Origin of the sequence: Allorhizobium pseudoryzae (assembly GCF_011046245.1) — a bacterium.
GTDB classification, from domain to species: domain Bacteria; phylum Pseudomonadota; class Alphaproteobacteria; order Rhizobiales; family Rhizobiaceae; genus Neorhizobium; species Neorhizobium pseudoryzae.
In genome coordinates, this window is the sequence record NZ_CP049241.1 from 1,252,945 (window position 1) to 1,279,493 (window position 26,549).

A 26,549-nucleotide genomic window follows, 5' to 3' on the forward strand; every position below is an offset into this window, starting at 1 on the left:
ATAGATCACATATGGATCGGCTTGAAGAAGGTGGCGAGTGCAGCTTCCTTCACGGCTTCCGACATGGTCGGGTGCGCGTGGCAGGTGCGGCCGAGGTCTTCCGAAGAGCCGCCGAATTCCATCAGCACGGCCGCTTCGTGGATCATTTCGCCGGCGCCGAAGCCGATGATGTGAACGCCGAGCACGCGGTCGGTGTCCTTGTCGGCCAGAACCTTGACGAAACCATCGGTCGCCTGCATGGCGCGAGCGCGGCCATTGGCGGTGAAGGGGAACTTGCCGGCCTTGTAGGCAACGCCCGCGGCCTTCAGCTCTTCCTCGGTCTTGCCGACGGAGGCGACTTCCGGCTGGGTGTAGACGACGCCCGGAATGACATCATAGTTCACATGACCGTGCTGGCCGGCGAGGATTTCGGCGAGCGCGACACCTTCGTCTTCCGCCTTGTGGGCGAGCATCGGGCCCTTCACCACATCGCCGATGGCATAGATGCCGGGCACGTTGGTGGCATAATGACCGTCAATTTCCACCCGACCGCGATTGTCTAGCACGACGCCCGCCTCTTCCAGGCCGAGACCGGCGGTGAAGGGCTTGCGGCCGGTGGCAACCAGCACGACATCGGCATCGATCGTCTGCGCTTCACCACCCTTGACCGGTTCGAAAGTGACCTTGGCGCCTGTTTCCGACTTCTCGACGCCGGTAACCTTGGCGCCGAGGTTGAAGACCATGCCCTGCTTGCCGAGGATGCGCTGGAACTGCTTGGAGACTTCGCCGTCCATGCCGCCGAGGATCGTGTCGAGATATTCGACGACGGTGACCTTGGCGCCGAGACGCATCCAGACCGAACCGAGTTCGAGGCCGATCACGCCGCCGCCGACGACGACCATGTGGCCCGGAACCTTGTCGAGCGCGATGCCGCCGGTGGAGGAGACGATGACCTTTTCATCGATCTCGACCGGAACACCCGGAATGCCGGCGACGTCAGAACCCGTGGCGATCACGATGTTCTTCGTTTCGATCTCCTGCACGCCGCCGTCTTCCGCGGTGACGGAGACCTTGCCGGCGGCAACGATCTTGCCGGTGCCGATGAAGCTGTCGATCTTGTTCTTCTTGAAGAGGAAGGCCACACCATCGACGTTGGCCTTCACCGTCGCATCCTTGTGGCCCATCATCTTGTCGAGGTTGAGCGTGGTGCCGGCGACTTCGACGCCGAGCTCTTCCATGCCATGCTTGGCATGGGCGAAGACTTCCGAGGCGTGCAGCAGGGCCTTGGAGGGAATGCAGCCGACGTTCAGGCAGGTGCCGCCGAAGGTGGCGCGCTTTTCGACCACGGCCACCTTCATGCCGAGCTGTGCCGCCTTGATGGCGCAGACATAGCCGCCGGGGCCGGTACCGATTACAACAAGATCATAAGCCATGGATGAAGTCCTTCGTTGTCGGCGTTATCTGCCGCCGCTCACATTCAAGATGGCACCGGTCACGTAGGACGCCTGCGGCGACAGGAGGTAAAGCACCGCCTCCGCCACTTCATCCGCCGAGCCGGCGCGTTGCATGGGCACCGAGGGTGCCAGATCCTTTGCGCGATCCGGCAGACCGCCGGAGGCATGGATATCCGTCGCGATGATGCCGGGCCGGATCGCATTGACGCGAATGCCTTCCGCCGCCACTTCGCGCGCGAGCCCGATGGTAAACGTATCGACCGCGCCCTTGGCAGCCGCGTAATCCACATACTGCCCACCGCTGCCGAGAACGGCGGCCATGGACGAGATGTTGACGATCACGCCGCCCTTTCCGCCATGGCGGGTGGACATGCGCTTGACCGCCTCGGAGGCGGCGCGGATCTTGCCGATCACGTTGATCGCAAACATCCGCTCCAGCCGCTCGCGCGACATCTCATCGACCCGCGCCGTCTGATCGACCACGCCGGCATTGTTGACGAGACCATCGAGACGGCCGAACTCACGATCGACGGCTGCGAAGATGGCGGCAATGCCCTCCTCCGTGCCGGTGTCGCCTTGGACGATACACGCCGTGCCGCCTTTGGCCGCGATGGCATCAGCGACCGAACGGGCAGCCGCTTCGTTCTGCGCGTAGTTGATAATCACGGACCAGCCTTGGTCGGCCGCCTTCAAGGCAACGGCTGCACCAATGCCGCGGCTTGCGCCGGTGACGAGAAGAACGGGCTGTTGATCCAACGGCATGGCTGTTCCCTCACGAGGCCTTCTGGACGGCAAGTTTCAGGCCGAGCGCGATGAACACCAGGCCGCTCGCCCGATCGATCCACTGGCTGGCACGCGAAAAGGCAGCGCGCATGCGCGGCGTCGTCATGAAGATGCTGACGGCGACGAACCAGGCAATCAGGCAGCTCGCCATGACCAGACCGTAGCCGAATTTCACCAGCATTGGCGTGTGGGCGCTGACGGCGGTGGAGAAGATCGACAGGAAAAAGAATACCGGCTTCGGATTCAGCGCATTGGCGGCAAAACCGAGACCGAAGGCCCGCAGGCCGGACTGGCGGGGCTCGTTCGAGGCGGTGTCGGCGACATTCACCGAGAGATCGGCCTTGCCAGCCCGAAGCGCCTTGACCCCGATATAAAGGAGATAGGCAACACCGCACCATTTGAGGATATTGAAGAGGGTGATCGACTGGGAAATGATCAGTCCGAGGCCGAGAATGGTGTAGGTGACATGAAACATCAGCGCCGTGCCGATGCCGAAGCTGGTGATGATGGCCGGTTTGCGTCCGTGCACGATCGACTGGCGCATGACCATGGCCAGATCCGCACCCGGCGAGACAATCGCGAATGCAAAGATCGCCATCAGAGATGCAAGCTCAACCACGTACTGATGCATCATACGAACAATCCGATGATCATGAGACCGATGCCGCCGAGGGACCCGAGCCAGACCAGCGAGCGGATATAGGGGATACCGGCGAGGTAAAGGGGAATATAGGCGATCCGGCAGAGGAACCAGATCCAGCCGCCGACCAGACCCCAGCCGCCCGCATCGCCGTAGAAGGCGAGCGCAAGGATCAGACCGACGAAGGCGGGATAGGTTTCGCGGAAATTCGAAGAGGCGCGCTCGGCGCGACCCGCAAGCGCGGATTTAGGCTTCAGCCCCTCATCGCGCGGACCGGCATTCCATTGGGAGCCGAGTTCACGTGTGGCGAGGAACCCCTGCAGCATGACATGGAGGACGAGAAGCACCACCGAGAGAACCAGCAACGCGATATAGGGCGTGGCAAGTGCTGCTACCTGGTCCATCTCGTCCTCCTTTGTTGGTGATTAGAGATCGAGAACCAGACGTTCCGGATCTTCCAGGCTTTCCTTGACGCGCACCAGGAAGGTGACGGCTTCCTTGCCATCGACGATGCGGTGATCGTAGGAGAGCGCGAGATACATCATCGGGCGGATGACGATCTGGCCGCCGACGACGACCGGGCGCTCCTGGATCTTGTGCATGCCGAGGATGCCCGACTGCGGCGCATTCAGGATCGGCGAGGACATCAGCGAACCGTAGACACCGCCATTGGTGATGGTGAAGGTGCCGCCCTGCATGTCGGCCATGCCGAGCGAGCCGTCACGGGCTGCCTTGGCAAGACGGCCGAGTTCCTTCTCGACGCCGGCAATCGACAGCTGGTCGGCATCGCGGATGACCGGAACGACGAGCCCCTTGTCGGTGCCGACGGCCATACCGACGTGGCAGTAGTTCTTGTAGATGATGTCGGTGCCGTCGATTTCGGCGTTGACCGCCGGCAGTTCCCTCAGCGCATGCGTGACGGCCTTGGTGAAGAAGCCCATGAAGCCCAGCTTCACGCCGTGCTTCTTCTCGAACACGTCCTTGTAACGGTTGCGCAGGTCCATGACCGCCTTCATGTCCACCTCGTTGTAGGTGGTCAACATGGCAGCCGTGTTCTGGGCGTCCTTGAGGCGCTTGGCGATCGTCTGGCGCAGGCGCGTCATCTTCACGCGCTCTTCGCGGGCGGCATCTTCGGTCGTGGACGGTGCACGCGGGGCTGCCGGAGCGGCAGGGGCTGCAGCAGGAGCAGCCGGACCCTTGGCGATGGCGGCGAGAACGTCACCCTTCAGAACCTGGCCACGCTTGCCGGAGCCATCGACGTCCGAGGTCGAGATGTTGTTGTCGGCAGCGAGCTTGGCGGCGGCGGGAGCGGCCGGCATGGCCGAGCCTGCGGCCGGAGCCGGCGCGGCGGTGGGTGCCGGTGCGGCAGGAGCGGCAGCGGGGGCCGGCGCTGCAGCCGGAGCGGATGCGCCGGCGGAGCCTGCAGCGCCTTCGGCGATCTGGCCGAGCAGTGCGCCGAGACCAACGGTTTCGCCGGCCTGGGCAACGATTTCCGTCAGGACGCCGGACGCCGGTGCCGGCACTTCGACCGTCACCTTGTCGGTTTCCAGCTCAACGATCGGCTCGTCGGCATTCACCGTGTCGCCGACCTTCTTGAACCAGGTGCCGACAGTTGCCTCGCTGACGGATTCGCCGAGAGTAGGGACGCGAATTTCGGTTGCCATGTTGTTCTTCCGTGTTTGATCCGATGTCGTGTTTCGCAAGTGAAAACGCTAGCGGCTGAAATCAGCCGCCGAGCGCGTCTTCGAGGAAGGCTTCGAGCTGTGCCAGATGCTTCGACATCAGGCCGGTTGCAGGCGAAGCGGCAGCCGGGCGGCCCGTGTAACGGACGCGCTGATACTTCGCATCGATATGAGCCAGCACCCATTCCAGGTACGGGTCGATGAAGGCCCAGGCGCCCATGTTCTTCGGCTCTTCCTGGCACCAGACCATTTCCGCATGGCGGAAGCGGGACAGCTCGTTGATGAGTGCCTTGGCCGGGAACGGGTAGAGCTGTTCGATGCGCAGCAGGTAGATGTCGTCGATGCCGCGCTTTTCGCGCTCTTCCAGCAGGTCGTAATAGACCTTGCCGGTGCACATGACGACGCGACGGATCTTGGCGTCCTTCTGCAGCTTGATCGGGCCGTCCTTGATGACTTCCGCATCATCCCACAGCAGGCGGTGGAACGAGCTCTCGCCCGCCATTTCCGCCAGCGTCGAGGTGGCGCGCTTGTGACGCAGCAGCGACTTCGGCGTCATCAGGATCAGCGGCTTGCGGAAATCGCGCTTCATCTGGCGACGCAGGATGTGGAAGTAGTTGGCCGGCGTCGTGCAGTTGGCGACCTGCATATTGTCTTCGGCGCACATCTGCAGCCAGCGCTCCAGACGAGCCGAGGAGTGTTCCGGACCCTGGCCTTCATAGCCATGCGGCAGAAGGCAGACGAGACCGGACATGCGCAGCCACTTGCGTTCGCCAGACGAGATGAACTGGTCGAAGACGACCTGTGCACCGTTGGCGAAGTCACCGAACTGGGCTTCCCACAAGGTCAGCGCGTTCGGGCGGGCGAGCGAGTAGCCGTATTCGAAACCGAGAACCGCTTCTTCCGAGAGCATCGAGTTGATGACTTCGTAGCGGGCCTGGTTCGGCGCCAGGTTGGCCAGCGGAATATAGCGATCTTCGCTGTCCTGATCGTACAGAACCGTATGACGCTGGCTGAAGGTGCCGCGTTCGCAATCCTGACCGGAGAGACGGACCTTGTGGCCTTCCGTCACCAGCGAACCAAAGGCAAGCGCCTCGGCCATGGCCCAGTCGATGCCCTCGCCGGTTTCGACCATCTGCGCCCGGTTTTCCATGAAGCGCTTGATCGTGCGGTGCGCGTTGAAGCCCTCCGGAACCGTCGCGAGCTTGCGACCGATGTCCTTCAGCGACTTCATCGGCACGGCGGTCTTGCCGCGGCGCTGCTCATCCGCATTGTCGGCGGAGCGCAGGCCCGACCACTGGCCGTCCAGCCAGTCGGCCTTGTTCGGCTTGTAGCTCTGGCCGGCTTCGAATTCCTGCTCCAGATGGGCGCGCCAATCGGCCTTCATCTTCTGGAACTCGCCGTCGGAGATCAGGCCTTCGGCGATCAGGCGCGCGGCATAGATCTCGGTGACCGTCTGGTGGGCACGGATGACCTTATACATCTTCGGCTGCGTGAACGCGGGCTCATCGCCTTCGTTATGGCCGAAGCGGCGGTAGCAGAACATATCCACGACCACCGGCTTGTGGAACTTCATGCGGTATTCGGTGGCGATCTTCGCGGCATAGGTGACCGCTTCCGGATCGTCGCCGTTCACGTGGAAGATCGGCGCCTCGATCATCTTTGCAACGTCGGACGGATAGGGCGACGAGCGCGAGAAGGCCGGGTTCGTGGTGAAACCGATCTGGTTGTTGATGATGAAGTGCATGGTGCCGGCGACGCGGTGGCCGCGCAGACCCGACAGGCCGAGGATTTCGGCAACCACGCCCTGGCCGGCAAAGGCCGCATCGCCGTGCAGCAGCAGCGGCAGAACCTTGGCGCGTTCCTTCAAGGGAACGATGTCGCCTTCCCAGCTCTTCGTCAGCATGTCCTGCTTGGCGCGGGCCTTGCCCATGACGACGGGGTTGACGATTTCGAGGTGCGACGGGTTCGCCGTCAGCGACAGGTGGACCTTGTTGCCGTCGAACTCGCGGTCGGACGAAGCACCGAGGTGGTACTTCACGTCACCGGACCCTTCGACTTCGTCGGGCTTGAAGGAACCGCCCTTGAACTCGTGGAAGATGGCGCGGTGCGGCTTGCCCATCACCTGGGACAGAACGTTCAGGCGGCCGCGATGGGCCATGCCGAGAACGATCTCTTCCATGCCTTCCTGTCCGCCGCGCTTGATGATCTGCTCGAGCGCCGGGATCAGCGATTCGCCGCCATCAAGGCCAAAACGCTTGGTGCCCTTGTACTTGACGTCGATGAACTGCTCGAAGCCTTCGGCCTCGACCAGCTTCTGCAGGATCGCCTTCTTGCCGTTCGGCGTGAATTCGACGCCCTTGCCGGGGCCTTCGATGCGCTCCTGGATCCAGGCCTTTTCTTCCGGATTGGAGATGTGCATGAACTCGACGCCGAGCGTCGAGCAGTAGGTGCGCTGCAGGATGTCGAGCATCTCGCGGATCGTCGCGTATTCGAGACCCAGCACGTTGTCGATGAAGATCTTGCGGTCGTAGTCGGCTTCGGTGAAGCCGTAGGCCGTCGGCGACAGTTCGTTGTAGTCGTCCACCGGTGCGGCAAGACCGAGCGGATCGAGCTTGGCATGCAGGTGGCCGCGCATGCGGTAGGCGCGGATCATCATGATGGCGCGCACGCTGTCGCGGGTGGCCTGCAGGACAGCGGCCGGATCGACGGCCTTGCCCGATGCGGAGGCGGTCGCCTCTGCCTTGGCCTGAACCTTCTTTTCGATCGCCTTTTCAACGACCGGCCAGTTGCCGTCGAGCGCCGAGACCAGCTCGCCATTGGCCGGGATCGGCCAGTTCTTGCGCTGCCAGGAGGCACCGCTTGCGGCCTTCTTCACATCGTCCGGATTGTCGCCCAGCGCCTTGAAGAAGGACTGCCATTCGGGACCGACGGACGTCGGATCTTCCTCGTAGCGCGCATAAAGCTGCTCGATATAGGCGGCATTCGCGCCGTCGAGGAAGGAGGTGATGAGGAACTGCTCGTTGGCTTCTTGCCGTGCCATGGTGCTTACGCGGACGTGGCGCCCGCCTCCTGACGTAATTTTTTAGGGCCGGATCTTGGAAAGCGCCGACCATCGCTTGTCATGCTTCAACCACGGCCAGAAGGATGTGCGTGTCTGGTTGCGGTCAAGGCAGGCGAACCATCAGCTGATTCGCCTGCCAAAAGTTTAATTAGCGCTTCGCAATGTGCGCCTCTTATGTGGCGTCAGCCCTTCAGGACTTCAACCAGCGTCTTGCCGAGACGGGCCGGAGACGGCGAAACCTTGATGCCGGCCGCTTCCATGGCCGCGATCTTCGACTCCGCGTCACCCTTGCCGCCCGAGACGACAGCGCCGGCGTGACCCATGGTGCGGCCCTTCGGTGCGGTACGGCCCGCGATGAAGCCGGCCATCGGCTTCTTGCGGCCCTTTTTGGCTTCGTCGATGAGGAACTGCGCCGCATCTTCTTCCGCCGAACCGCCGATTTCGCCGATCATGATGATCGAGGTCGTGGCTTCGTCGGCCAGGAACATTTCCAAAACGTCGATGAACTCGGTGCCCTTCACCGGATCGCCGCCGATACCGACAGCCGTCGTCTGGCCAAGACCTTCGTTCGAGGTCTGGAACACGGCTTCATAGGTCAGGGTTCCCGAGCGGGACACGATACCGACCGAACCCTTGCGGAAGATCGAACCAGGCATGATGCCGATCTTGCACTCTTCCGGCGTGAGAATGCCCGGGCAGTTGGGGCCGAGCAGGCGCGACTTCGACTTGTCGAGCTTTGCCTTCACGCGCACCATGTCCATGACCGGGATGCCCTCGGTGATGCAGGTGATAAACGGGATCTCGGCGTCGATCGCCTCGATGATCGCATCCGCAGCACCCGCCGGCGGAACGTAGATCACGGATGCATCCGCACCGGTCTTTTCCTTGGCTTCGGCAACGGTTGCGAAGATCGGCAGGGTTTCACCCTTCGAGCCGGTCCAGCTTTCGCCGCCCTTCTTCGGGTGGATACCGCCGACCATCTGAGTGCCGTAATAGGCCAGCGCCTGTTCGGTGTGGAAGGTGCCGGTCTTGCCGGTCAGGCCCTGCACGAGGACCTTGGTATTCTTGTTTACGAGAATGGACATTGTCGTTCCGGTCCTTCCGATTAGCCGTTGATCGCCGCGACGATCTTCTTGGCCGCATCGTCCAAGTCGTCAGCTGCCGTGATAGCGAGGCCCGATTCGTTCAGGATCTTCTTGCCGAGTTCCACATTCGTGCCTTCGAGGCGCACGACGAGCGGAACCTTGAGGCCGACTTCCTTCACGGCGGCGATCACGCCTTCCGCGATGACGTCGCACTTCATGATGCCGCCGAAGATGTTGACGAGGATGCCCTCGACCTTCGGGTCAGCCGTGATGATCTTGAAGGCAGCCGCGACCTTCTCCTTGCCGGCGCCACCGCCGACGTCGCAGAAGTTTGCCGGCTCCTTGCCGTACAGCTTGATGATGTCCATGGTTGCCATGGCAAGGCCGGCGCCGTTGACCATGCAGCCGATATTGCCGTCGAGCGCCACGTAAGCGAGGTCCCACTTGGAGGCTTCGATTTCCTTGGCGTCTTCTTCGGTCTCGTCGCGCAGCGCCTTGACGTCGTCGTGACGGAACAGGGCGTTGCCGTCGAAGGACATCTTGGCGTCGAGAACGCGCAGGTGGCCGTTGGTCATGACGATCAGCGGATTGACTTCCAGAAGCGCCATATCCTTCTCGTTGAAGGCCTTGTAGAGCGCCGGGAACAGCGCCTTGGCGTCTTCGGCGGCAGCGCCGTCGAGAGCAAGTGCGGCCGAAATCTTCGCCACATCATCCGCCGTGACGCCGACTTCCGGGTCGATCGCGATGGTGTGGATCTTTTCCGGCGTGTCGTGGGCAACGGCTTCGATGTCCATGCCGCCTTCCGTCGAGACGACGAAGGCAACCTGACCGACCGAACGATCGACCAGCAGCGAGCAGTAGAGTTCGCGGGCAATGTCGGCGCCGTCTTCGATGTAGAGGCGGTTGACCTGCTTGCCGGCTTCGCCGGTCTGCGCCGTCACCAGCGTGTTGCCCAGCATGTCCTTGGCGTGCGCGACGACTTCGTCGATCGACTTCGCCAGACGAACGCCGCCCTTAGCATCGGGGCCGAGTTCCTTGAACTTGCCCTTGCCGCGACCGCCGGCATGGATCTGGCTTTTGACCACGTAGAGCGGGCCCGGCAGCTGCTTTGCGGCAGCGGCGGCCTCGTCGGCGGAATGGATCGCCACACCTGCGGCGACCGGTGCGCCATAGCCCTTCAGGAGAGCCTTGGCCTGGTATTCGTGAATGTTCATCGTCTGATCCTTGGATCGTTGGCCTTGGAGGCGATTACTTCAGGGACGGTGCGATGGTGGCGCAGGCGTCGCACAGGCCGGCAACGGAGGCGACCGACTTCTCGAAGCCTTCCTTCTCGTCCTTGTTGAGGTCGATTTCGATGATGCGCTCGACACCGCCGGCGCCGATGACCGTCGGAACGCCGACATACATGTCCTTGACGCCGTACTGGCCGGAGAGGTGGGCGGCGCAAGGCAGAACGCGCTTCTTGTCCTTCAGGAAGGATTCAGCCATCTCGATGGCGGACGCGGCCGGTGCGTAATAGGCCGAACCGGTCTTCAGCAGACCAACGATTTCCGCGCCACCGTCACGGGTGCGCTGGATGATCTGCTCGAGACGCTCCTGCGTGCACCAGCCCATCTTGACGAGATCCGTCAGCGGAATCCCGGCAACCGTGGAGTAACGGGCGAGCGGCACCATGGTATCGCCGTGGCCGCCGAGAACGAAGGCGGTGACGTCTTCAACGGAGACGTTGAATTCTTCGGCAAGGAAGAGGCGGAAACGGCTGGAGTCGAGAACGCCGGCCATGCCGACGACCATGTTCTTCGGCAGGCCGGAGAACTTCTGCAGCGCCCAGACCATGGCATCGAGCGGGTTGGTGATGCAGATCACGAAGGCGTTCGGGGCATACTTCTTGATGCCGGCGCCGACCTGTTCCATGACCTTCAGGTTGATGCCGAGGAGATCATCGCGGCTCATGCCCGGCTTGCGCGGCACGCCGGCGGTGACGATGCAGACGTCCGCGCCTTCGATGGCAGCATAGTCGCTGGCGCCGGACAGTTTGGCGTTGAAGCCTTCAACCGGGCCGGACTGGGCGATGTCGAGAGCCTTGCCCTGCGGGATGCCGTCGGCGATGTCGAACAGAACGATATCGCCCAGTTCCTTGAGGCTGGCCAGGTGAGCCAGCGTGCCGCCGATCATGCCGGAACCAATAAGTGCAATCTTCTTGCGAGCCATCGAAATGCTTCCTCTCCATTGGAATGCACGGCCGGCACGGGACCTGTCGACCGATGTGGCACTTCGCTTAGCTTTATTGCCCGAAAAAGGCAATCGATTATTTCGGAGGCAGTAATTTCAAACGGTTAGATCATAAAATTCTTACGTAAACGTAAGACTTTGTGTCGGAAAAATGTTAATTTCCGCTGCGTTTTTCATGGTGCAGTGCCAGATAATCCGGGCTGCGCATCTCAAAGAGGCGGGACACGGTCCGGTCAAATTCGAAACCCTCGGTACCACGTCTTTCTGTCAGCAGTGCGTCAGGCGTCGTGACCGCGGAGACAAAAAGCCGGACCGTCTTGTCGTACAGTGCATCGACAAGGTTGATGAAGCGTTTCGTCTGGTTTCTCTTATCTGGCCCCAGCTGCGGCACGCCTTCGATGAAGATCACATCGAAGCGAGCGGCGATTTCCAGATAATCGGAGGCGCCAAGCGGATTTTCGCAGAGATCGGCAAAACTGAAACGGGCCGCGCGCCCTGCCGCACAGGGCACCTTGATCACCCTGCCCTTGCGCGGAATTTCGGTCGGAGCCGCTTTTGCGCCCCCGGTTACCTGATGCCAGGCATTTTCCATGGCAATCTCGGTCTGACCGCCGAGCGGCGTGACGTAAACCGGCAGGCTCGCGGTTTTCTCCATCCGGTAGTCGGTGGGTGAATCGAGCGAGGTAACATCGACATACTGCTTGAGAAGCTCGATGAACGGCAGGAAGAGCCCGCGGTTCAGCCCGTCGCGGTAAAGATCGTTCGGCGCGACATTGGAGGTGGTGACGAGCACGCAGCCGAGGGAGAACAGTTCGGTGAATAACCGTCCAAGGATCATCGCATCGGCGATATCGGTGACGGAGAACTCATCGAAGCAGAGCAGCTCCGCCTCGGCAAAGAGATCGGCCGCCACAGGCGGAACCGGGTCCGCCTGCTTGGTTTCGCCGGCCTTCAGCTTCTGGCGATGTGCGTGGATGCGGGCGTGCACATCCGCCATAAACTCGTGAAAATGGCAGCGGCGCTTTTTCGCGACACTCGCCTTGGCGAAGAACATGTCCATCAGCATGGTCTTGCCGCGTCCGACCGAGCCGTAGACATAGAGCCCGCGGATGGTTTCAGACGAACGTTTGCTGTTCTTCGCAAACAACCAGCCGAGCGCACTGGTCTTCTTCGCCGGACCGCGGCTGCGCAACTGCGCCAGAATGTGATCGAGCTTGGCGGCCACCGCCATCTGCGCCTGATCGAGCTGCAGCGTGCCGGCAGCCGTCAGCGACGTCAACTCGTCGCTGACACTGTTGTTGTAGTCGGGAAGTTTCGCCATGGGGCGGAAGTCCTATGCGCTGGACGCGGAAAGAGGCGCCCTTAGCGTGACAGGCTGATCGGCTGGCCGGAATTGGTGGTGCCGTCGAAGCGGGTATCGGCGCTCTTGTAGACGCGGCCGATTATGTCGCCATTGCGGTTCTTGAAGAGAACGGTCTTGCCGTTGACTTCCCAGGAGCCCATGGCCGTCAGGTCGCCGGCGCAGCCACGCGTTCCGCCGCGCGAGCCGCTGCCGAGATTGGTCAGCGTCAGGAACATATCGCAGGTGGCGCCACCATTCGAGACGCGCCAGTTGCCGACCATGGATTCCTTGGTCACATCGAGCGCGGTCGGCGGAGCATCGGTCGAGCCTGGCGGCAGCGAGGCGACGGCGGTGTTACCGGTCGTCGGCGCGGCAGGGAACTGCGACGGATCGGCGGCCCCCGGAGGCGGAAGCTGGCCGGACTGGACGCTTGGCACCGGCTGGGCCTGCAGCGGCGCAGGCGACGGCAGATCGGAATAGGGATTGTATGAGGTACGCTGGCAACCGGCCAAGGAAATCGCGACCAATACGCCGGTCACCACATATCTGAACTGCATCACCAAGCTCCCACTATCCGCTCTGCCCGCACGACGCTGACGTGTGTTAGAGGATTACCGTCAAAGGACGTGTCAAATCAAGCCACTGAAACGGAACCTGTTCCAAATCAAGGCCTCACCCACGCAGATGGAACACATCTGCGCGAGGTCAAGGCCGTTTCGGGACATGCGTCATACGCGACGCTCGACCATCATCTTCTTGATTTCGGCGATCGCCTTGGCCGGATTGAGGCCCTTCGGACAGGTCTGGGCGCAGTTCATGATCGTGTGGCAGCGATAGAGACGGAAGGGATCTTCCAGATTGTCCAGACGCTCGCCCTTGGCCTCGTCACGGCTGTCGATCAGCCAGCGATAGGCCTGCAGCAGAACGGCTGGGCCGAGATAACGGTCGCCGTTCCACCAGTAGCTCGGACAGGAGGTCGAGCAGCAGGCGCACAGGATGCACTCGTAGAGACCGTCGAGCTTCTGGCGGTCGTCATGGCTCTGCTTCCATTCCTTGGCCGGCGTCGGCGACACCGTCTTCAGCCAGGGCTCGATGGAGCGGTGCTGGGCGTAGAAGTTGGTCAGATCCGGCACGAGATCCTTGACGACCGGCATATGCGGCAGCGGGTAGATCTTCACCGTGCCCTTCACGTCGTCCATGCCCTTGGTGCAGGCGAGCGTGTTGGCGCCGTCGATGTTCATCGCGCAGGAGCCGCAGATGCCCTCGCGGCACGAGCGGCGCAGCGTCAGCGTCGGATCGATGTTGTTCTTGATGTAGAGCAGACCGTCCAGCACCATCGGCCCGCAATCGTCGATATCGATGTAATAGGTATCGATGCGCGGGTTCTGGCCGTCATCCGGATTCCAGCGATAGATGCGGAATTCACGAAGGTTCTTCGCCCCGGCCGGCTTCGGCCAGGTCTTGCCTTCGGTCATCTGGGAATTTTTCGGGAGAGCAAGTTCAACCATTGCTGGACCTTTGATCCTCGGCGGTCACCGCCGTTCTGTTTCCTAGGTTATAATCATCCGGCACCCACGGCGCCATGGTTGTGTTCAACAGTCTGTGAGGTCGGCCGTCACAGGCAGACCAGAGAAGCGCCAGGCGCTCGACACCGCGACGAATGGCCGTCGAAAGCCCTCGAAGCAGCGGCTTGCGGGCCGCCTGTTTGGCCGAACGGTTGGTCGCGATCACGCTGACCGCACCCGACTGCATCACCACGAAGGGCGCGACATCCGCAACCTTCAGGCCGTGCCAGGACGGTGCCCAGAGGAAATCATCCGCCGGGATGAGCACAGTTCCGATCCGCTCCAGCAGACGTGTCGCCGCAGGCCGCGTGATCAGATAGGCCGCGGCGCCCGAGACCGGACGCAGAGACCGAACCAACTTCCGGTCGCCAACAGCCCCGAGCGGAATGCTTTTGCGGCCGCCCGGCCGGTAGATGCCTTCCAGCTTGACGACATCCGCATCGAAGCCCGAGGCCAGAAGCCCGGCAATCACCGTCTCGAAACCAGCCAGCGGCACGGCGTCATCTTCGAGAATGATCGCATGCTCGAAATCCGATGCCAGGAACTGCCGCCAGGCCATCACGTGACCGGCAAGGCAGGCCTCCTCCGTCAGCATGAACAGCCGGTTGCGGTGTGCGTTCCAGCCGAGGGCCTGCGGCGGCTTTTGAAGCGCCGTGCCGCGAACGGCCAGCACTTCCTCCACACCCTTGCGGGCATCCACCGCCTTCACACGGCTGACCGGCCAGGGCAGGCCACCGAAACCACGCTCGATCTCGGCCCACCGGTCCGGCGAACGGTCAAGATTGATAGCAAACAGGCCAAGCGGCCTCCCCCCGGGAGCGATCGTCTTCGCATCGATATGGGAGGCCACCATGTTCATCGTCAGTACACGCGTGCCTTCGGTTCGATCTTCACCGGATCGATGCCATCGGCGATCAGATCGGTGTGGACCGGGCGGTAGTCGAGTTTCACGTCGCCGTTCTCGCCGACCCAGGCGAGCGTATGCTTGCGCCAGTTTTCGTCGTCGCGGCCGCCCATGGCACCATCCTTGTAGTCCTCACGGGCATGCGCACCACGGCTCTCCTTGCGGGCTTCGGCGCTGTAGACGGTGGTGATGGCGTTGGCCATCAGGTTCTGCAGCTCGAGCGTCTCGACGAGGTCGGAGTTCCAGATCATCGACCGGTCGGTGACCTTGATGTCCTTCATCTCGCTCCAGATCGACGACAGGCGCTGGCAACCGCTTTCGAGCGATTCCTGCGTGCGGAACACGGCCGCGTCTTCCTGCATGGCGCGCTGCATCTTATCGCGCAGCACGGCCGTCGGGGTGCCGCCGGAAGCGTGACGCAAGCCGTCGAAGCGGTCCATGATCTTGTCGCAGGCAGCGGTGTTGAGCGCCGGCACCGGCGAGACACGATCGATGACCTGACCGGCGCGAATGGCCGCGGCACGGCCGAAGACGACGAGGTCGATCAGCGAGTTGGAGCCGAGACGGTTCGCGCCGTGCACCGAGGCACAGCCCGCTTCACCCACAGCCATCAGGCCCGGCAGCAGCCGTTCCGGATTGGAACTGTCGGCATTCAGCACTTCGCCCCAGTAGTTGGTCGGAATGCCGCCCATGTTGTAGTGTACGGTCGGCAGGACCGGGATCGGTTCGCGCGTCACATCGACACCGGCGAAGATCTTCGCGCTTTCCGAGATACCCGGCAGGCGCTCGTGCAGAACAGCCGGATCCAGGTGGTCGAGATGCAGGAAGATGTGGTCCTTGTTCTTGCCGACGCCACGGCCCTCGCGGATTTCCATGGTCATGCAGCGCGAGACGACGTCACGCGAGGCAAGGTCCTTTGCCGACGGCGCATAGCGCTCCATGAAGCGCTCGCCTTCGGAGTTGACGAGATAACCGCCTTCGCCGCGTGCGCCTTCCGTGATGAGGCAGCCCGAACCGTAGATGCCGGTCGGGTGGAACTGGACGAATTCCATGTCCTGCAGCGGAAGGCCGGCGCGCGCCACCATGCCGCCACCGTCGCCGGTGCAGGTATGGGCAGACGTTGCCGAGAAATAGGCACGACCGTAACCGCCGGTCGCCAGCACCACCATCTTCGCCGCAAAGCGGTGGATGGTGCCGTCGTCGAGGTTCCAGGCCACGACGCCGGTGCAGCGACCGTCATCCGACATGATGAGGTCGATGGCGAAGTATTCGATGAAGAATTCGGCGTTGTTCTTCAGCGACTGGCCGTAGAGCGTGTGCAGGATGGCGTGACCGGTACGGTCGGCTGCCGCGCAGGTGCGCTGCACCGGCGGGCCGGCGCCAAAGTTCTGCATGTGGCCGCCGAACGGGCGCTGGTAGATCTTGCCCTCTTCGTTACGGGAGAAGGGCACGCCGTAATGTTCCAGCTCATAGACCGCCTTCGGCGCTTCCATGACCATGTACTGCATAGCGTCCACGTCGCCCAGCCAGTCGGAGCCCTTCACGGTATCATAAAGGTGCCACTGCCAGCTGTCCGGTGTCATGTTCTGCAGCGAGGCCGCGATGCCACCCTGGGCCGCGACCGTGTGGGAACGGGTGGGGAAGACCTTGGTGATGCAGGCCGTCTTGAAGCCCTGCTCGGCCATGCCGAGGGTCGCGCGAAGACCGGCGCCGCCGGCGCCTACGACGATGACGTCATAGGAGTGGTCGACATAGGTATAGGCCTTGCCGGTCTGCGCAATGGGGGTGATCGATGCCATGGAGCGTTATCCTGCGAATGCGATCTTCAGGGCGGCGAAGAGACAGAGCCCGCCGACCAGAAGCGAAAAGAAGGAATTGAGCATGAGAAGCGTCAGCTTCATCACTTCGGAATGGATGTAATCCTGGATGATCTCTTCCATGCCGAGCTTCATGTGCACGATGCTGGCGATGATCGTCAGCGCGTTGATGGTCGCGACGAACGGATTGGAGAGTGCCGAGATCACGTCGGCAAAAGGCTTTCCGGCATACATGACCAGGAAGACCACATAGAACAGAAGAAGAGGCACCAGGGCGATCGAGGTCGTCCGGACCTTCCAGAAATGCTCGGTCCCGCTCTTGGCCGAACCAAGACCACGAACCTTGCCGAGGGGTGTGCGCATATCCATCGCTTAACTCTCCTTACCGAACGATCAGCACCACCGCCCACACAAGGACGGTGAGCGCGATGGAAGCCACCAGATTGGCCTTGGCAAGCAGCGTCGAGAATTCCTTCTCGAACCCGTAGCCGAGATCCCACATGATGTGCCTCAGGCCACCCAGCAGGTGGTGCAGCAGCGCCCAGGTGTAACCGAACAGGATGATCTGTCCTACGATGGAACCAAAGAACCAGTTCACCGTGTTGAAGGCTTCCTCACCGGAGGCTGCGGCGATCAGCCAGGCAGCAACGAGCACGGTGCCGAAATACAAAGCACCGCCGGTAATGCGGTGGACAATCGACATGGCCATGGTGGGGACGAAACGATAAATTTGAAGGTGCGGCGACAGAGGCCGATTTTTTGTCATATTCGCCATCATATCCTCGCGGCGTTCGGTGCGCATTCACGCGGGAGCGCGTCCGGCAATGCACGATGCCGTCAAGATGTGCATTGCATCATCGGGTGATTTACCCATCGGATTGGCAGATCACAAGCCGATTTCAGAAGGATTTTAAATTTAATCGATTGTGGTCTGGTCTGCCCGATCGACCGGACACCTACCACGCGCCGTCTTAACCATCTTCCGATAAAATCTATCAGTTTTTCACCAGTTTAGGAGCAAACCGGGAGATTGTGTGTTAACGCATCGTTAACCACCCGCAAACCCGGAGGCCCGCCATGATGGCGAACGCTTTGAAATCCGGCATGTTAGCCGCCCTCCTTCTTGCATTGACCGCGGATATCGCTGCGGCAGGTGACCGCTCCGTCTTCTCCGGACGCGATGGCCGCGACAGCGGATGGCATGGACGCTCGCATGACGGACGCAGCCGCGACCTTCACGGGCGGGGGTACACCCGCGACCAATTCGCGCAAGACCGCCACCGCAGGCCGGATCGCGGCTCCGGCAGGGGACAGCAGGTCATCGGAACCGACGGCCTGCCCTCCGTCATTCCGGGTGTCGGCACCTTCGTTGGCGGCATTTCCGCCGTGCGGATCCGGGGCAACGGCATCTTCTTTGCCGGCGAACGGGGACTTCTCAGCGTGCCGGATGTCGACCGCCTGAACCCGAGCGCCAAGATCATCTCGATCGACGAGGACGTGGCCAGCAACGCCTTCCTGCCGCGCGAGGCCTGCGAATACGAGGCCGGTGTCTGCGTGATCCGCGGCAGCCGATGACGCTTCGTCAGGTGAAACGCCAGACGGTCGTCTTTTTCACTTCGCTGTCTTCCAGCGCGCGCGTGACCGGCACCTGATAGGTGGCGAGCGCCTCGAGCCGCTCTTTGGGAAGATAGGCGCGGCCCGGATCGCCGACGATCACCGTCCTGCCCTCCCCGGCAAGGCGGGTGAACCAGGGCAGAAGCGCCTCGGCAAAAGCCTTGTCGTAGAAGACATCCCCGGCCAGGATGACCTCTGCCTCGACCGGCTGCCCGACGAGATTTTCTGCGCAGAAGGCAAGCGTCACGCCGTTTTCCGAAGCGTTGAGCGTGACTGCGCTCTCGGTCCAGGGGTCGATGTCGGCCGCCGTGACCGTGGCGGCACCCGCCATGGCGGCGGCAATGGCGACGAGGCCGGAACCCGAGGCGAAATCCAGGACAGCCCGACCACGCACCACCTCCGGATGATCCAGCACAAACCGCGCCAGCCCCTGCCCGCCCGCCCAGGCAAAGGCCCAGAAGGGTGGCGGCAGGCCGATCGCCTCCAGATCCTCTTCCGTCTTCAGCCAGAGGTCATGCGCTTCGTCCGCCAGATGCAGCCGGATTTCCGGCACATGCGGCGGCGCCATCACGCTGGTATTGGCAAGGATGAAGGCCCGCGGCTCCGTTTTCAGAGGTGCCCCCTTAGTCCGGAGACCGCGGCGGGTTGTCGAGCCCGCCCATGCGGCAGACCTCGGCATATTCCTCTTCCGTCACCGGCTGCACGGAGAGCCGCATCGAGGTGACGAGCGACATCTTTTCGAGCTTCGGGTTCGCCTTGACGTCCTTCAGCGAGACCGGTTTCGGCATGTCGCAGACGGCGCGGATATCGACGCAATCCCAGCGCTGGTCGCCTTCCGCCGTCGAATCCGGATGCGAGAGCGCGCAGACCTCGACGATGCCGACGATCTCTAGACCCTCGTTCGAATGGTAGAAGAAGCCCTTGTCGCCGATCTTCATGGCCCGCATGTTGTTGCGCGCCAGGTAGTTGCGCACGCCGGTCCATTCCTCGCCCGCCTCGCCCTTGGCCTTCTGCATCTCCCAGGACCACTTGAAGGGTTCCGACTTGTAGAGCCAGTAGGATGCCATGGTCGCCTCACGCGTCCGGCTTATTGAAGACCCAGTTGAAGGGTTTGACCTCGACGGAGGCAAACAGGCCGGCCTTGGTGTAGGGATCGGCATCGGCAATCGCCTGTGCGGCTTCGATGGTTTCAGCTTCAACGACGACGAGGCTGCCGTTTGGCTTGCCGTCACCATCGAGGAACGGGCCGGCCATCTTGAGGATGCCCTTTTCGTTCAACGCGTTCAGGTGATCCACATGCGCCGGGCGCGTGTCCATGCGGACATTCAAGTGGCCGGGCTTGTCGGCGCAGACGAAAGCAAAAAGTGCCATGGTCGGGTCTCTCCTGTTTTATTCCGTGGTGATGGGGCGGGTCATCAGCTGCTCCATCGCGGTGGCAACGGCAAGCTGTCCTTCGATGATCGCGGCGACGGCCTCCGTCACCGGCAGTTCCACCTGGTGACGCTCCGAAAGGCTGGCGGCGATTGAGGCGGTAAACGCGCCTTCGATCAACTCACCGCCGGACAGTGTTGCAGTCTCGCCCTGGCCAAGCCCGATGCCGAAGCGCAGATTGCGCGACTGATGGCTGGTGGCGGTCAAAACGAGGTCGCCGAGGCCGGAAAGCCCGCGCACCGTATCGGCCCGTCCGCCCATGGCGGCCACGAGCCGAGACATTTCAGCGAGCCCCCGCGAGATCAGCGCGGCGCGGGCGGAATCGCCAAGCCCTGCGCCTTCGACGATGCCGCAGGCAATCGCCAGCACGTTTTTGAGCGCCCCGCCCAGCTGAACGCCGGTCCGGTCGGTCGAGGGATAAAGCCGGAAGGTACGGCCGGAGACGGCATGCGCCAGACGCTCCGCCACAAGCGGATCGGCGGCGGCGATCACCATCGCCGTCGGCAGACCGCGGGCAATATCGGCGGCAAAACCAGGCCCGGAGAGCACGGCGACCGGATGGTGCGGCAGTTCCTGTTCCAGCACATCCGTGAGCAGCCGCCCCGAGGACCGTTCAATGCCCTTGGCGCAGCTGACGACAATCGCCTCTGCGTTGAGGTAGGGTCCGTAATGGCGGGCGGCATCGGCATGCGCCTGCGAGGGCATGGCAAACAGCACGATGCTGGCGTCTTCCAGCGCGTCCGGCTCGGTCGAAAAATCGAGCGCGTCCGGCAGAGGAACGCCGGGCAGCGCCGCATCATGCATGCGGTCATTGCGCAGATCCGCCATCAGCGAGGGATCCCGCCCAAGAAGCGTCACATCCGCCTTGCCTTCCAGCGCAATCACGGTGGCGAGCGCCGTGCCGAAGGCGCCGGCACCGATGACGACGATCTTTTCCCGCTCGCTCATAGGAATTGCCTCATGCCTTGGCTCCGCGTTTGCCCGATCCGATCAGGGCGGCTGCCGCCGCATCGAGCGGCCAGCGCGACCGGGGTGCCACCGAAATCGGATCATCGGCAAGGCCCGCCGCCATCCGCTCCAGGCCGGCCCAGGCAATCATCGCCGCATTATCGGTGCAAAGGCTGATGGGCGGCGCGATGAAGCGAAAACCGTGCTGCTGGCAGAGCGCCTGCAGCGTCTCCCGGATCACCTGGTTGGCCGCCACGCCGCCGGCAACGACCAGCGCCGGTTCTTGTTCGTTCAGATAGCGTTCGCGGAACCGGGCGAGCCCCCGGCCGATGCGGTCCTTCAGCGTGCGCGAAATGGCGCGCTGGAAGGAGGCGCAGATATCGGCGATATCCTGTTGCGTCAGCGGCTGGATGGCGGTTGCCGCCTGGCGCACCGCTGTCTTGAGGCCGGAGAAGGAAAAATCGAGCCGCGCTTCGCCGACGAGCGGCCGCGGCAGGTCGAAACGCTCAGGGTTGCCGGTGAGCGCCGCCTTTTCGACGGCAGGACCGCCGGGATAGGGCAGACCAAGCAGCTTTGCCGTCTTGTCGAAAGCCTCGCCCAGCGCGTCGTCGATCGTCGTGCCCCAGCGTTCGTAATCGCCGACGCCCTTCACGAGCACCAGCTGCGTATGGCCGCCGGAGACGAGCAGCATCAGATAGGGAAAGGAAAGCCCGTCCGTCAGCCGCGCCGTCAGCGCATGGCCTTCCAGATGGTTGATCGCATAGAGCGGCTTTTTCGCCGCCATGGCGATTGCCTTGCCTGTCATCAGCCCGACGAGCAGGCCGCCGATCAGGCCGGGACCGGCGGTGGCCGCCACTGCATCGATGTCATCCAAGGTGACGCCGGCGCGTGCCAGCGCCTCCTCGACAAGTCCATCCAGCGCATCGACATGGGCGCGCGCGGCAATTTCCGGCACCACGCCGCCGAAGGCGCTGTGTTCGTCAAGCTGCGACAAAACGACGTCGGAGACGATCTCGCCGCGCCCGTCCGGATGGCGAACGACAATTGCCGCAGCGGTTTCGTCGCAGCTGGTTTCGATGCCGAGGATGCGTGAGAGAGAGGTCATGAAGCGTTCGGGTGAATTGCGGTGTCCGCCAAAGCCGGTTACGAAGCAGACGCGTAACAATGGATGACGGCAGATGCAAACAAAACCTTTCCGGATCGGCACGCGCGGCAGCCCGCTGGCTTTGGCGCAGGCCTCTGAAACCCGCGCCCGGCTGATGGCAGCGCACGGCCTTCCGGAAGAGATGTTCGAGATCGTCGTGCTCTCCACCAAGGGCGATCGCATTACCGATCGCCCGCTGGCGGAGGTGGGCGGCAAGGGCCTGTTCACGCAGGAGCTGGAGGACCAGCTCTTGTCCGGCGAGCTGGATTTTGCCGTGCATTCCTCCAAGGACATGCCGACGCTTCTGCCGGAGGGGCTGGAACTTTCCGCCTTCCTGCCGCGCGAAGACTGCCGCGATGCCTTTATCGGCCGCACGGCGCCGACGCTGGCCGCCCTGCCGGATGGCGCGACGATCGGCTCGTCGTCGCTGCGCCGCCAGGCACTGATCCGCCGCCGCCGGCCCGATATTTCCGTCATCACCTTCCGCGGCCTGGTGGAAACCCGCCTGCGCAAGCTGGAGGAAGGCCAGGTGGATGCCACGCTTCTGGCGCTCGCCGGGCTCAACCGGCTGGCGATGAGCGATGTGGTGACTGAGGTCATGGACCCCGCCGATTTTCCGCCAGCGCCGGCGCAAGGGGCGATCTGCATCGAAAGCCGGATCGGCGACCGCCGCGTGCTCGACCTGCTGGAGGCGATCAACGACCACCCCACCTGGGATGCGGTCAGTTGCGAACGCGCTTTTCTTGCCGCCCTCGACGGGTCCTGCCGCACGCCGATTGCGGGTTACGCCCGTTGCGAGGGCGATCACCTGCATTTTACCGGCCTGATCCTGACGCCGGACGGCCAGCAGGAACATGCGGTGGAGGTGCAAGGGCTTCGCCGCGATGCCTTAGACCTCGGCCGAAAGGCCGGCGAGACCGTGCGCGCGGCCGCCGGCCCGGACTTCTTCGCCGACTGGACGTGAGCGGTGATGCGGGGGCCGGCATGCGGATAATCGTCACACGGCCTCCGGACAGTGCCGCCCGCACCGCAGAAAAGCTCGTTCGCCTTGGCCATGAGCCGGTTCTCCTGCCGGTCAGCGCCCCAGTTCACGACCCCCAGGCGGCGGCCGATGCTCTCTCGCTTCCGCATGCAGCGCTCGCCATCACGAGCGCAGAAGCGGTCCGTGCGCTGACGCAGATCGATCTTTCGGTGCATCGCGAGACACCGGTCTACACTGTCGGTGAAACGACGGCGGAAGCGGCGCGACAGGCGGGTTTCAGGGCGGTCGAGGCGGGTCCCGGCGATGGCGAACAGCTGGCGCGCCTTCTCGCAGAGCGGGGCATCCAGGATATTCTCTACCTGGCCGGCTCCCCCCGCGCACCACGCTTCGAGGAAGGTCTTCGCGCGGCTGGCCTGCGCTTTCGCACCTCGGAGACCTACAGGATGCGCGAGATCGACTGGACGGACAAACAAAAGGCGAGCCTTCATCTGTTTCCGGATGCCGTTCTTCTCTATTCCGGAGAAACCGCACGTCGCTTTTTCCGGCGGACGATGGGCTTGCTGCCGGATGCCCCGAACCGCCGTTTTCATGTCCTGTGCCTTGGCGCGCAGATCGCGATCCATGTTCCGCAAAAAGACACGATCGCTGTTCATGTCGCCGAACATCCGACGGAGAACGATCTTCTCCTTCTTCTTTCGTCGTGCGCGGGAACCAAAATCGGCTGAGGCTCTTTCCATCTGTTCCCCGGCTGACTAGGTTCCAGATCAGACAGTCCAGAATGAGGTTGCCATGGTTTCCGACAAGCCGCCCCGCCGTTCCCGCTCGGGAAAGACACCGGTCACGATCGATCTGGAAGCCGAGGCTGTCCGGAAGGACGAGGCGAGCCCAGTGGCCGAGCCCGTGCGCAGCAACGACACCGACGCGCCAAATCCCGCCGTAACGCCGGAAGAGACCCCGGTGTCAGCGGCACCGGAGACGGCGGACGGCACGACCACGCCTTCCCCGGCATCCGCGGCGGAGGCGCAGACCGAGACGCCGGATTTTGCCGCACAGACGGCTGTGGAGCAGGCCTCCGGTGAGCCGCCACCGGCGGAAAAAGCCGCCGAGGCGCAGGTGGACGCGCCGACCGACGCGCAGAAGACTGACACGCTAAAGAGTGAGGACGTCGCACCGGTCACCTCCACCGCAACGGCACCGGAGAGACCTCAGCCGGAGAGACCTCAGGACGAGACCGAGGCAACTGCGAGACCTGCAGCCGAGGCTCCCGCCGCCCGCCCGCCTGCGGCAGATACTGTCAAGGGTACGCGCACATCCGCGATGGTCGCATCGGGCATTCTCGGTGGTCTCGTCGCGCTGCTGCTGGCCGGCAGCATGCAATATGCGGGCTACCTGCCGGGCCTCAGCCAGCAGCCGTCTGCGGCCACCCGGACCGAACTGGACGAGATTCGCCAGCAGATGGATGCCCTGCGGGTCAGCTCTGGCACGGCGCCCGCCGGTGGTGAGGATCTTGAGCAGCGCCTCCAGGCGCTGGAAAGTGCCATCGGTCACGCGGGCCAGAATGGCCAAAGCGAATTGGAACAGCGGCTTGCTACCCTCCAGGCGGATCTCGATGCGCTGAAAACCGCAGGCCAGGCCGAAGCAGAGAGTGCCAGCCAGCTGGGCGAACGCTTGAACACGCTGGAAAGCCGTGTGAACCAGCCGGGCCGCGAACAGGCGGTGGCCCGCGCGCTCGCCGCTGCGGCGCTGAAGGCGGCGACCGAACGCGGTGGCTCGTTTGCCGCCGAACTGCAGACCTATGGGCAGGTGGCAAAGGATGATCCGGCCGTCGCCGAACTGCAGGCCTATGCGGAGAAGGGCGTGCCGACCCGCGCGGAGCTGACGCGCCGTCTGCAGCCGGCTGCAAATGCGATCCTCGAAGCGGTCCATCAGCCGACCGCAGGCGAAAGCATCACCGACCGCCTGCTCTCCAGCGCCATGCGCGTGGTCAAAGTCCGCCCCGTCGGCGAGGTGGAGGGCGAGACCCCCGAAGCGATCCTTGCCCGCATGGAAGAGCGTGTGAAGAACGGCGACCTGAAAGCAGCGGTTTCCGAATGGAACACGCTGCCGGATGCCGCCAAGCAGGCCTCATCCGACTTCAAGGCCGCACTCGACGCCCGCATCGCCGTGGAAGACCTGATGAACGCGACGCTGACCCGCGCCATGGCCAGTGCCGGCACCAACGGTTGAGGAGACCTGACAGATGATCCGCCTATTCCTCTTCGCCGTTGCAACGCTGGCCCTGGGTTGGGGTTTCTCCTGGCTCGCCGACCGGCCGGGCCTGATTACCGTCACCTGGCAGAACATGGAGATCGAGACGAGCCTCATGGTGGCGGCGACCGCAATCGTCGCCCTTGTTTTTGCCGTGATGTTCGTCTGGTGGCTGATCCAGACGATCTGGACCTCGCCGCATTCCGTGCGCCGCTTCTTCCGCGCCCGCAAGCGGGATCGCGGCTATCAGGCGCTCTCGACCGGCCTGATTGCCGCCGGCGCCGGAAACGCGCTTCTCGCCCGCAAGATGAGCGCACGGGCCCGCGGCCTGCTGCGCGCTGATCAGGAACCGCTGATCAAGCTTCTGGAAGCCCAGACGGCAATGATCGAAGGCCGCAACGACGAGGCCCGCGAGCTATTCGAGAAGATGGCCGAGGACCCGGAAACCCGCGAACTCGGCCTGCGCGGCCTCTACATGGAGGCCCGGCGTCTCGGTGCGAACGAGGCGGCGCGCCAGTATGCCGAGACCGCCGTGGAAAATGCGCCCTACCTGCCCTGGGCCGCGGAAGCGACACTGGAATATCGCTCTCAGGCCGGCCGCTGGGAGGATGCCGTCCGGCTGCTCGACCAGCAGAAGATCGCCAATGTCATCGAGCGCAAGCAGGCGGACCGCTGGAAGGCCGTACTTTTGACCGCACGCGCCACCGAACGGCTGGAATCCGATCCCAAGGGCGCGCGCGACGACGCCAAGGCCGCCCTGAAGCTTGCCAAGGATCTCGTACCTGCCGGCATCATCGCGGCAAAGGCCTATCTGCGGGAAGACAATCTGCGCAAGGCCGCTTCCGTGCTCGAAAGCCTTTGGAAAATCGAACCGCATCCGCACTTGGCCGAGACCTACGTGCGGGCGAGAAGCGGCGACAGCGCCGCCGACCGCCTGAAGCGCGCCGAAAAGCTGGAAGCGCTGAAGCCCAACAATCCGGAATCGCTGCTGGCGGTGGCCCAGGCCGCCCTCGACACGCAGGACTTCACCCGCGCCCGCACCAAGGCGGAGGCAGCGCTGCGCATGGACCCGCGCGAAAGCACCTATCTGCTGCTCGCCGACATCGAGGAACGCGAAACGGGCGACCAGGGCCGCATCCGCCACTGGCTGAACCAGGCGCTGCGCGCACCGCGTGATCCGGCCTGGGTGGCAGACGGTTACGTTTCGGAACGCTGGCTGCCACTCTCGCCGGTCACTGGCCGGCTGGACGCGTTTGAATGGAAGCGTCCCTTTGGCCAGCTGGAAGGACCGGTCGAGGAAGGCTCGCTCTCTGCCGAAAGCGCGATTGCCAACCTGCCGCCGCTGCCTGAGCCGCAGCCGGTCGAACCTCCTTCGGAACCGCGCCTGGAGCCGGTGCACCAACCGGCAAAAGTGGTGGACATCGAGCAGCCGAAAGCGCCATCGCTCAGCATCGTCCGCGACAAGGAGACCTCACCCGTCGAACCGGTTGGGAAGCCAAAACCGGAGGTGGCTGCGGTGTCCGCCGAGAAGCCGAAGGAACCGGCTGCCGATCCGTTCAACGGGCGTCCTCCGGATGATCCGGGCGTGAAGGATCACGAGGCCGCAACGGCACCCACCACGCGACTCAAACTGTTCTAG

General features: G+C 63.3%; 26 protein-coding genes. 5 read left to right on the forward strand and 21 right to left on the reverse strand.

Annotated features, from left to right (window positions below; translation table 11 throughout):
* Positions 1 to 5: 5 nt before the first annotated feature.
* From lpdA to sdhC, 16 genes are all read right to left on the reverse strand, one after another.
* Positions 6 to 1,412, reverse strand: a complete 1,407-nt coding sequence (gene lpdA / locus G6N78_RS06165) for a dihydrolipoyl dehydrogenase (RefSeq protein WP_165216600.1) — start codon at positions 1,410 to 1,412, stop codon at positions 6 to 8.
* Between the two features lie 24 nt (positions 1,413 to 1,436).
* A complete protein-coding gene (locus G6N78_RS06170; protein ID WP_206531613.1) occupies positions 1,437 to 2,195 on the reverse strand; it encodes an SDR family oxidoreductase in 759 nt (252 codons plus the stop codon).
* A 10-nt stretch (positions 2,196 to 2,205) separates the two neighbouring features.
* Positions 2,206 to 2,847 carry a LysE family translocator gene (locus G6N78_RS06175; protein ID WP_165221352.1) on the reverse strand — a complete coding sequence of 214 codons (642 nt, stop codon included), beginning with the start codon at positions 2,845 to 2,847 and terminating at the stop codon, positions 2,206 to 2,208.
* On the reverse strand, positions 2,847 to 3,260 hold the full coding sequence (locus G6N78_RS06180; protein ID WP_165216602.1) for an MAPEG family protein: 414 nt from the start codon (positions 3,258 to 3,260) through the stop codon (positions 2,847 to 2,849). The genes G6N78_RS06175 and G6N78_RS06180 overlap by 1 nt, the downstream gene beginning before the upstream one ends.
* A gap of 21 nt (positions 3,261 to 3,281) precedes the next feature.
* Complete coding sequence (gene odhB / locus G6N78_RS06185; protein WP_165216604.1) at positions 3,282 to 4,520, reverse strand: 2-oxoglutarate dehydrogenase complex dihydrolipoyllysine-residue succinyltransferase; 1,239 nt, start codon at positions 4,518 to 4,520, stop codon at positions 3,282 to 3,284.
* A gap of 61 nt (positions 4,521 to 4,581) precedes the next feature.
* Complete coding sequence (locus tag G6N78_RS06190) at positions 4,582 to 7,578, reverse strand: 2-oxoglutarate dehydrogenase E1 component (RefSeq protein WP_165216606.1); 2,997 nt, start codon at positions 7,576 to 7,578, stop codon at positions 4,582 to 4,584.
* A gap of 203 nt (positions 7,579 to 7,781) precedes the next feature.
* Positions 7,782 to 8,684, reverse strand: a complete 903-nt coding sequence (sucD, locus tag G6N78_RS06195) for a succinate--CoA ligase subunit alpha (protein ID WP_165216608.1) — start codon at positions 8,682 to 8,684, stop codon at positions 7,782 to 7,784.
* A gap of 20 nt (positions 8,685 to 8,704) precedes the next feature.
* Positions 8,705 to 9,898: an ADP-forming succinate--CoA ligase subunit beta gene (sucC, locus tag G6N78_RS06200; protein ID WP_165216610.1), complete on the reverse strand. Its 1,194-nt coding sequence runs from the start codon at positions 9,896 to 9,898 to the stop codon at positions 8,705 to 8,707.
* Between the two features lie 34 nt (positions 9,899 to 9,932).
* Positions 9,933 to 10,895 (reverse strand): malate dehydrogenase, encoded by a 963-nt coding sequence (gene mdh / locus G6N78_RS06205; RefSeq protein ID WP_165216612.1) that lies wholly within the window; start codon positions 10,893 to 10,895, stop codon positions 9,933 to 9,935.
* A gap of 175 nt (positions 10,896 to 11,070) precedes the next feature.
* Positions 11,071 to 12,237 (reverse strand): cell division protein ZapE, encoded by a 1,167-nt coding sequence (gene zapE, locus G6N78_RS06210; RefSeq protein WP_165216615.1) that lies wholly within the window; start codon positions 12,235 to 12,237, stop codon positions 11,071 to 11,073.
* A gap of 41 nt (positions 12,238 to 12,278) precedes the next feature.
* Entirely contained in the window at positions 12,279 to 12,815 is a 537-nt protein-coding gene (locus G6N78_RS06215) for a protease inhibitor Inh/omp19 family protein (protein ID WP_165216617.1), read from the reverse strand.
* Positions 12,816 to 12,986: 171 nt separating this feature from the next.
* Positions 12,987 to 13,766 (reverse strand): succinate dehydrogenase iron-sulfur subunit, encoded by a 780-nt coding sequence (locus G6N78_RS06220; protein ID WP_165216620.1) that lies wholly within the window; start codon positions 13,764 to 13,766, stop codon positions 12,987 to 12,989.
* A complete protein-coding gene (locus G6N78_RS06225) occupies positions 13,759 to 14,676 on the reverse strand; it encodes a glycosyltransferase family 25 protein (RefSeq protein WP_165216622.1) in 918 nt (305 codons plus the stop codon). The genes G6N78_RS06220 and G6N78_RS06225 overlap by 8 nt, the downstream gene beginning before the upstream one ends.
* Positions 14,677 to 14,684: 8 nt before the next feature.
* Complete coding sequence (sdhA, locus tag G6N78_RS06230; RefSeq protein WP_165216625.1) at positions 14,685 to 16,526, reverse strand: succinate dehydrogenase flavoprotein subunit; 1,842 nt, start codon at positions 16,524 to 16,526, stop codon at positions 14,685 to 14,687.
* Positions 16,527 to 16,532: 6 nt separating this feature from the next.
* Positions 16,533 to 16,913, reverse strand: a complete 381-nt coding sequence (gene sdhD / locus G6N78_RS06235; RefSeq protein ID WP_165216627.1) for a succinate dehydrogenase, hydrophobic membrane anchor protein — start codon at positions 16,911 to 16,913, stop codon at positions 16,533 to 16,535.
* Between the two features lie 13 nt (positions 16,914 to 16,926).
* Complete coding sequence (gene sdhC, locus G6N78_RS06240) at positions 16,927 to 17,319, reverse strand: succinate dehydrogenase, cytochrome b556 subunit (RefSeq protein WP_165216630.1); 393 nt, start codon at positions 17,317 to 17,319, stop codon at positions 16,927 to 16,929.
* Positions 17,320 to 17,621: 302 nt separating this feature from the next.
* Between sdhC and G6N78_RS06245 the strand changes: the two genes are divergently transcribed.
* Positions 17,622 to 18,119 carry a hypothetical protein gene (locus tag G6N78_RS06245; protein WP_165214235.1) on the forward strand — a complete coding sequence of 166 codons (498 nt, stop codon included), beginning with the start codon at positions 17,622 to 17,624 and terminating at the stop codon, positions 18,117 to 18,119.
* A gap of 7 nt (positions 18,120 to 18,126) precedes the next feature.
* Here G6N78_RS06245 and G6N78_RS06250 read toward each other — a convergent pair whose 3' ends face one another.
* Genes G6N78_RS06250 through tsaD form a run of 5 tightly spaced genes read right to left on the reverse strand, consistent with a single transcriptional unit; the run spans position 18,127 to position 21,642 of the window.
* Positions 18,127 to 18,726: a class I SAM-dependent methyltransferase gene (locus tag G6N78_RS06250; protein ID WP_370691514.1), complete on the reverse strand. Its 600-nt coding sequence runs from the start codon at positions 18,724 to 18,726 to the stop codon at positions 18,127 to 18,129.
* Between the two features lie 55 nt (positions 18,727 to 18,781).
* Complete coding sequence (locus tag G6N78_RS06255) at positions 18,782 to 19,225, reverse strand: EVE domain-containing protein (RefSeq protein ID WP_165216640.1); 444 nt, start codon at positions 19,223 to 19,225, stop codon at positions 18,782 to 18,784.
* A gap of 7 nt (positions 19,226 to 19,232) precedes the next feature.
* Positions 19,233 to 19,529, reverse strand: coding sequence for a YciI-like protein (locus tag G6N78_RS06260; RefSeq protein ID WP_165216642.1), 297 nt, complete (start codon positions 19,527 to 19,529; stop codon positions 19,233 to 19,235).
* 18 nt (positions 19,530 to 19,547) lie between these two features.
* Complete coding sequence (locus tag G6N78_RS06265; protein WP_165216644.1) at positions 19,548 to 20,537, reverse strand: NAD(P)H-dependent glycerol-3-phosphate dehydrogenase; 990 nt, start codon at positions 20,535 to 20,537, stop codon at positions 19,548 to 19,550.
* 10 nt (positions 20,538 to 20,547) lie between these two features.
* The gene (gene tsaD, locus G6N78_RS06270) at positions 20,548 to 21,642 is read right to left on the reverse strand and encodes a tRNA (adenosine(37)-N6)-threonylcarbamoyltransferase complex transferase subunit TsaD (RefSeq protein WP_165216646.1); all 1,095 of its coding nucleotides are present in this window, start codon (positions 21,640 to 21,642) and stop codon (positions 20,548 to 20,550) included.
* Positions 21,643 to 21,715: 73 nt separating this feature from the next.
* Here tsaD and hemC point away from each other — a divergent pair, with 73 nt between their 5' ends.
* From hemC to G6N78_RS06290, 4 genes are all read left to right on the forward strand, one after another.
* The gene (gene hemC, locus G6N78_RS06275; protein ID WP_165216648.1) at positions 21,716 to 22,645 is read left to right on the forward strand and encodes a hydroxymethylbilane synthase; all 930 of its coding nucleotides are present in this window, start codon (positions 21,716 to 21,718) and stop codon (positions 22,643 to 22,645) included.
* 20 nt (positions 22,646 to 22,665) lie between these two features.
* The gene (locus tag G6N78_RS06280) at positions 22,666 to 23,388 is read left to right on the forward strand and encodes a uroporphyrinogen-III synthase (protein ID WP_165216650.1); all 723 of its coding nucleotides are present in this window, start codon (positions 22,666 to 22,668) and stop codon (positions 23,386 to 23,388) included.
* Positions 23,389 to 23,452: 64 nt separating this feature from the next.
* The gene (locus G6N78_RS06285; protein ID WP_165216652.1) at positions 23,453 to 24,889 is read left to right on the forward strand and encodes a hypothetical protein; all 1,437 of its coding nucleotides are present in this window, start codon (positions 23,453 to 23,455) and stop codon (positions 24,887 to 24,889) included.
* Positions 24,890 to 24,902: 13 nt separating this feature from the next.
* Positions 24,903 to 26,549: a heme biosynthesis protein HemY gene (locus G6N78_RS06290; RefSeq protein WP_165216654.1), complete on the forward strand. Its 1,647-nt coding sequence runs from the start codon at positions 24,903 to 24,905 to the stop codon at positions 26,547 to 26,549.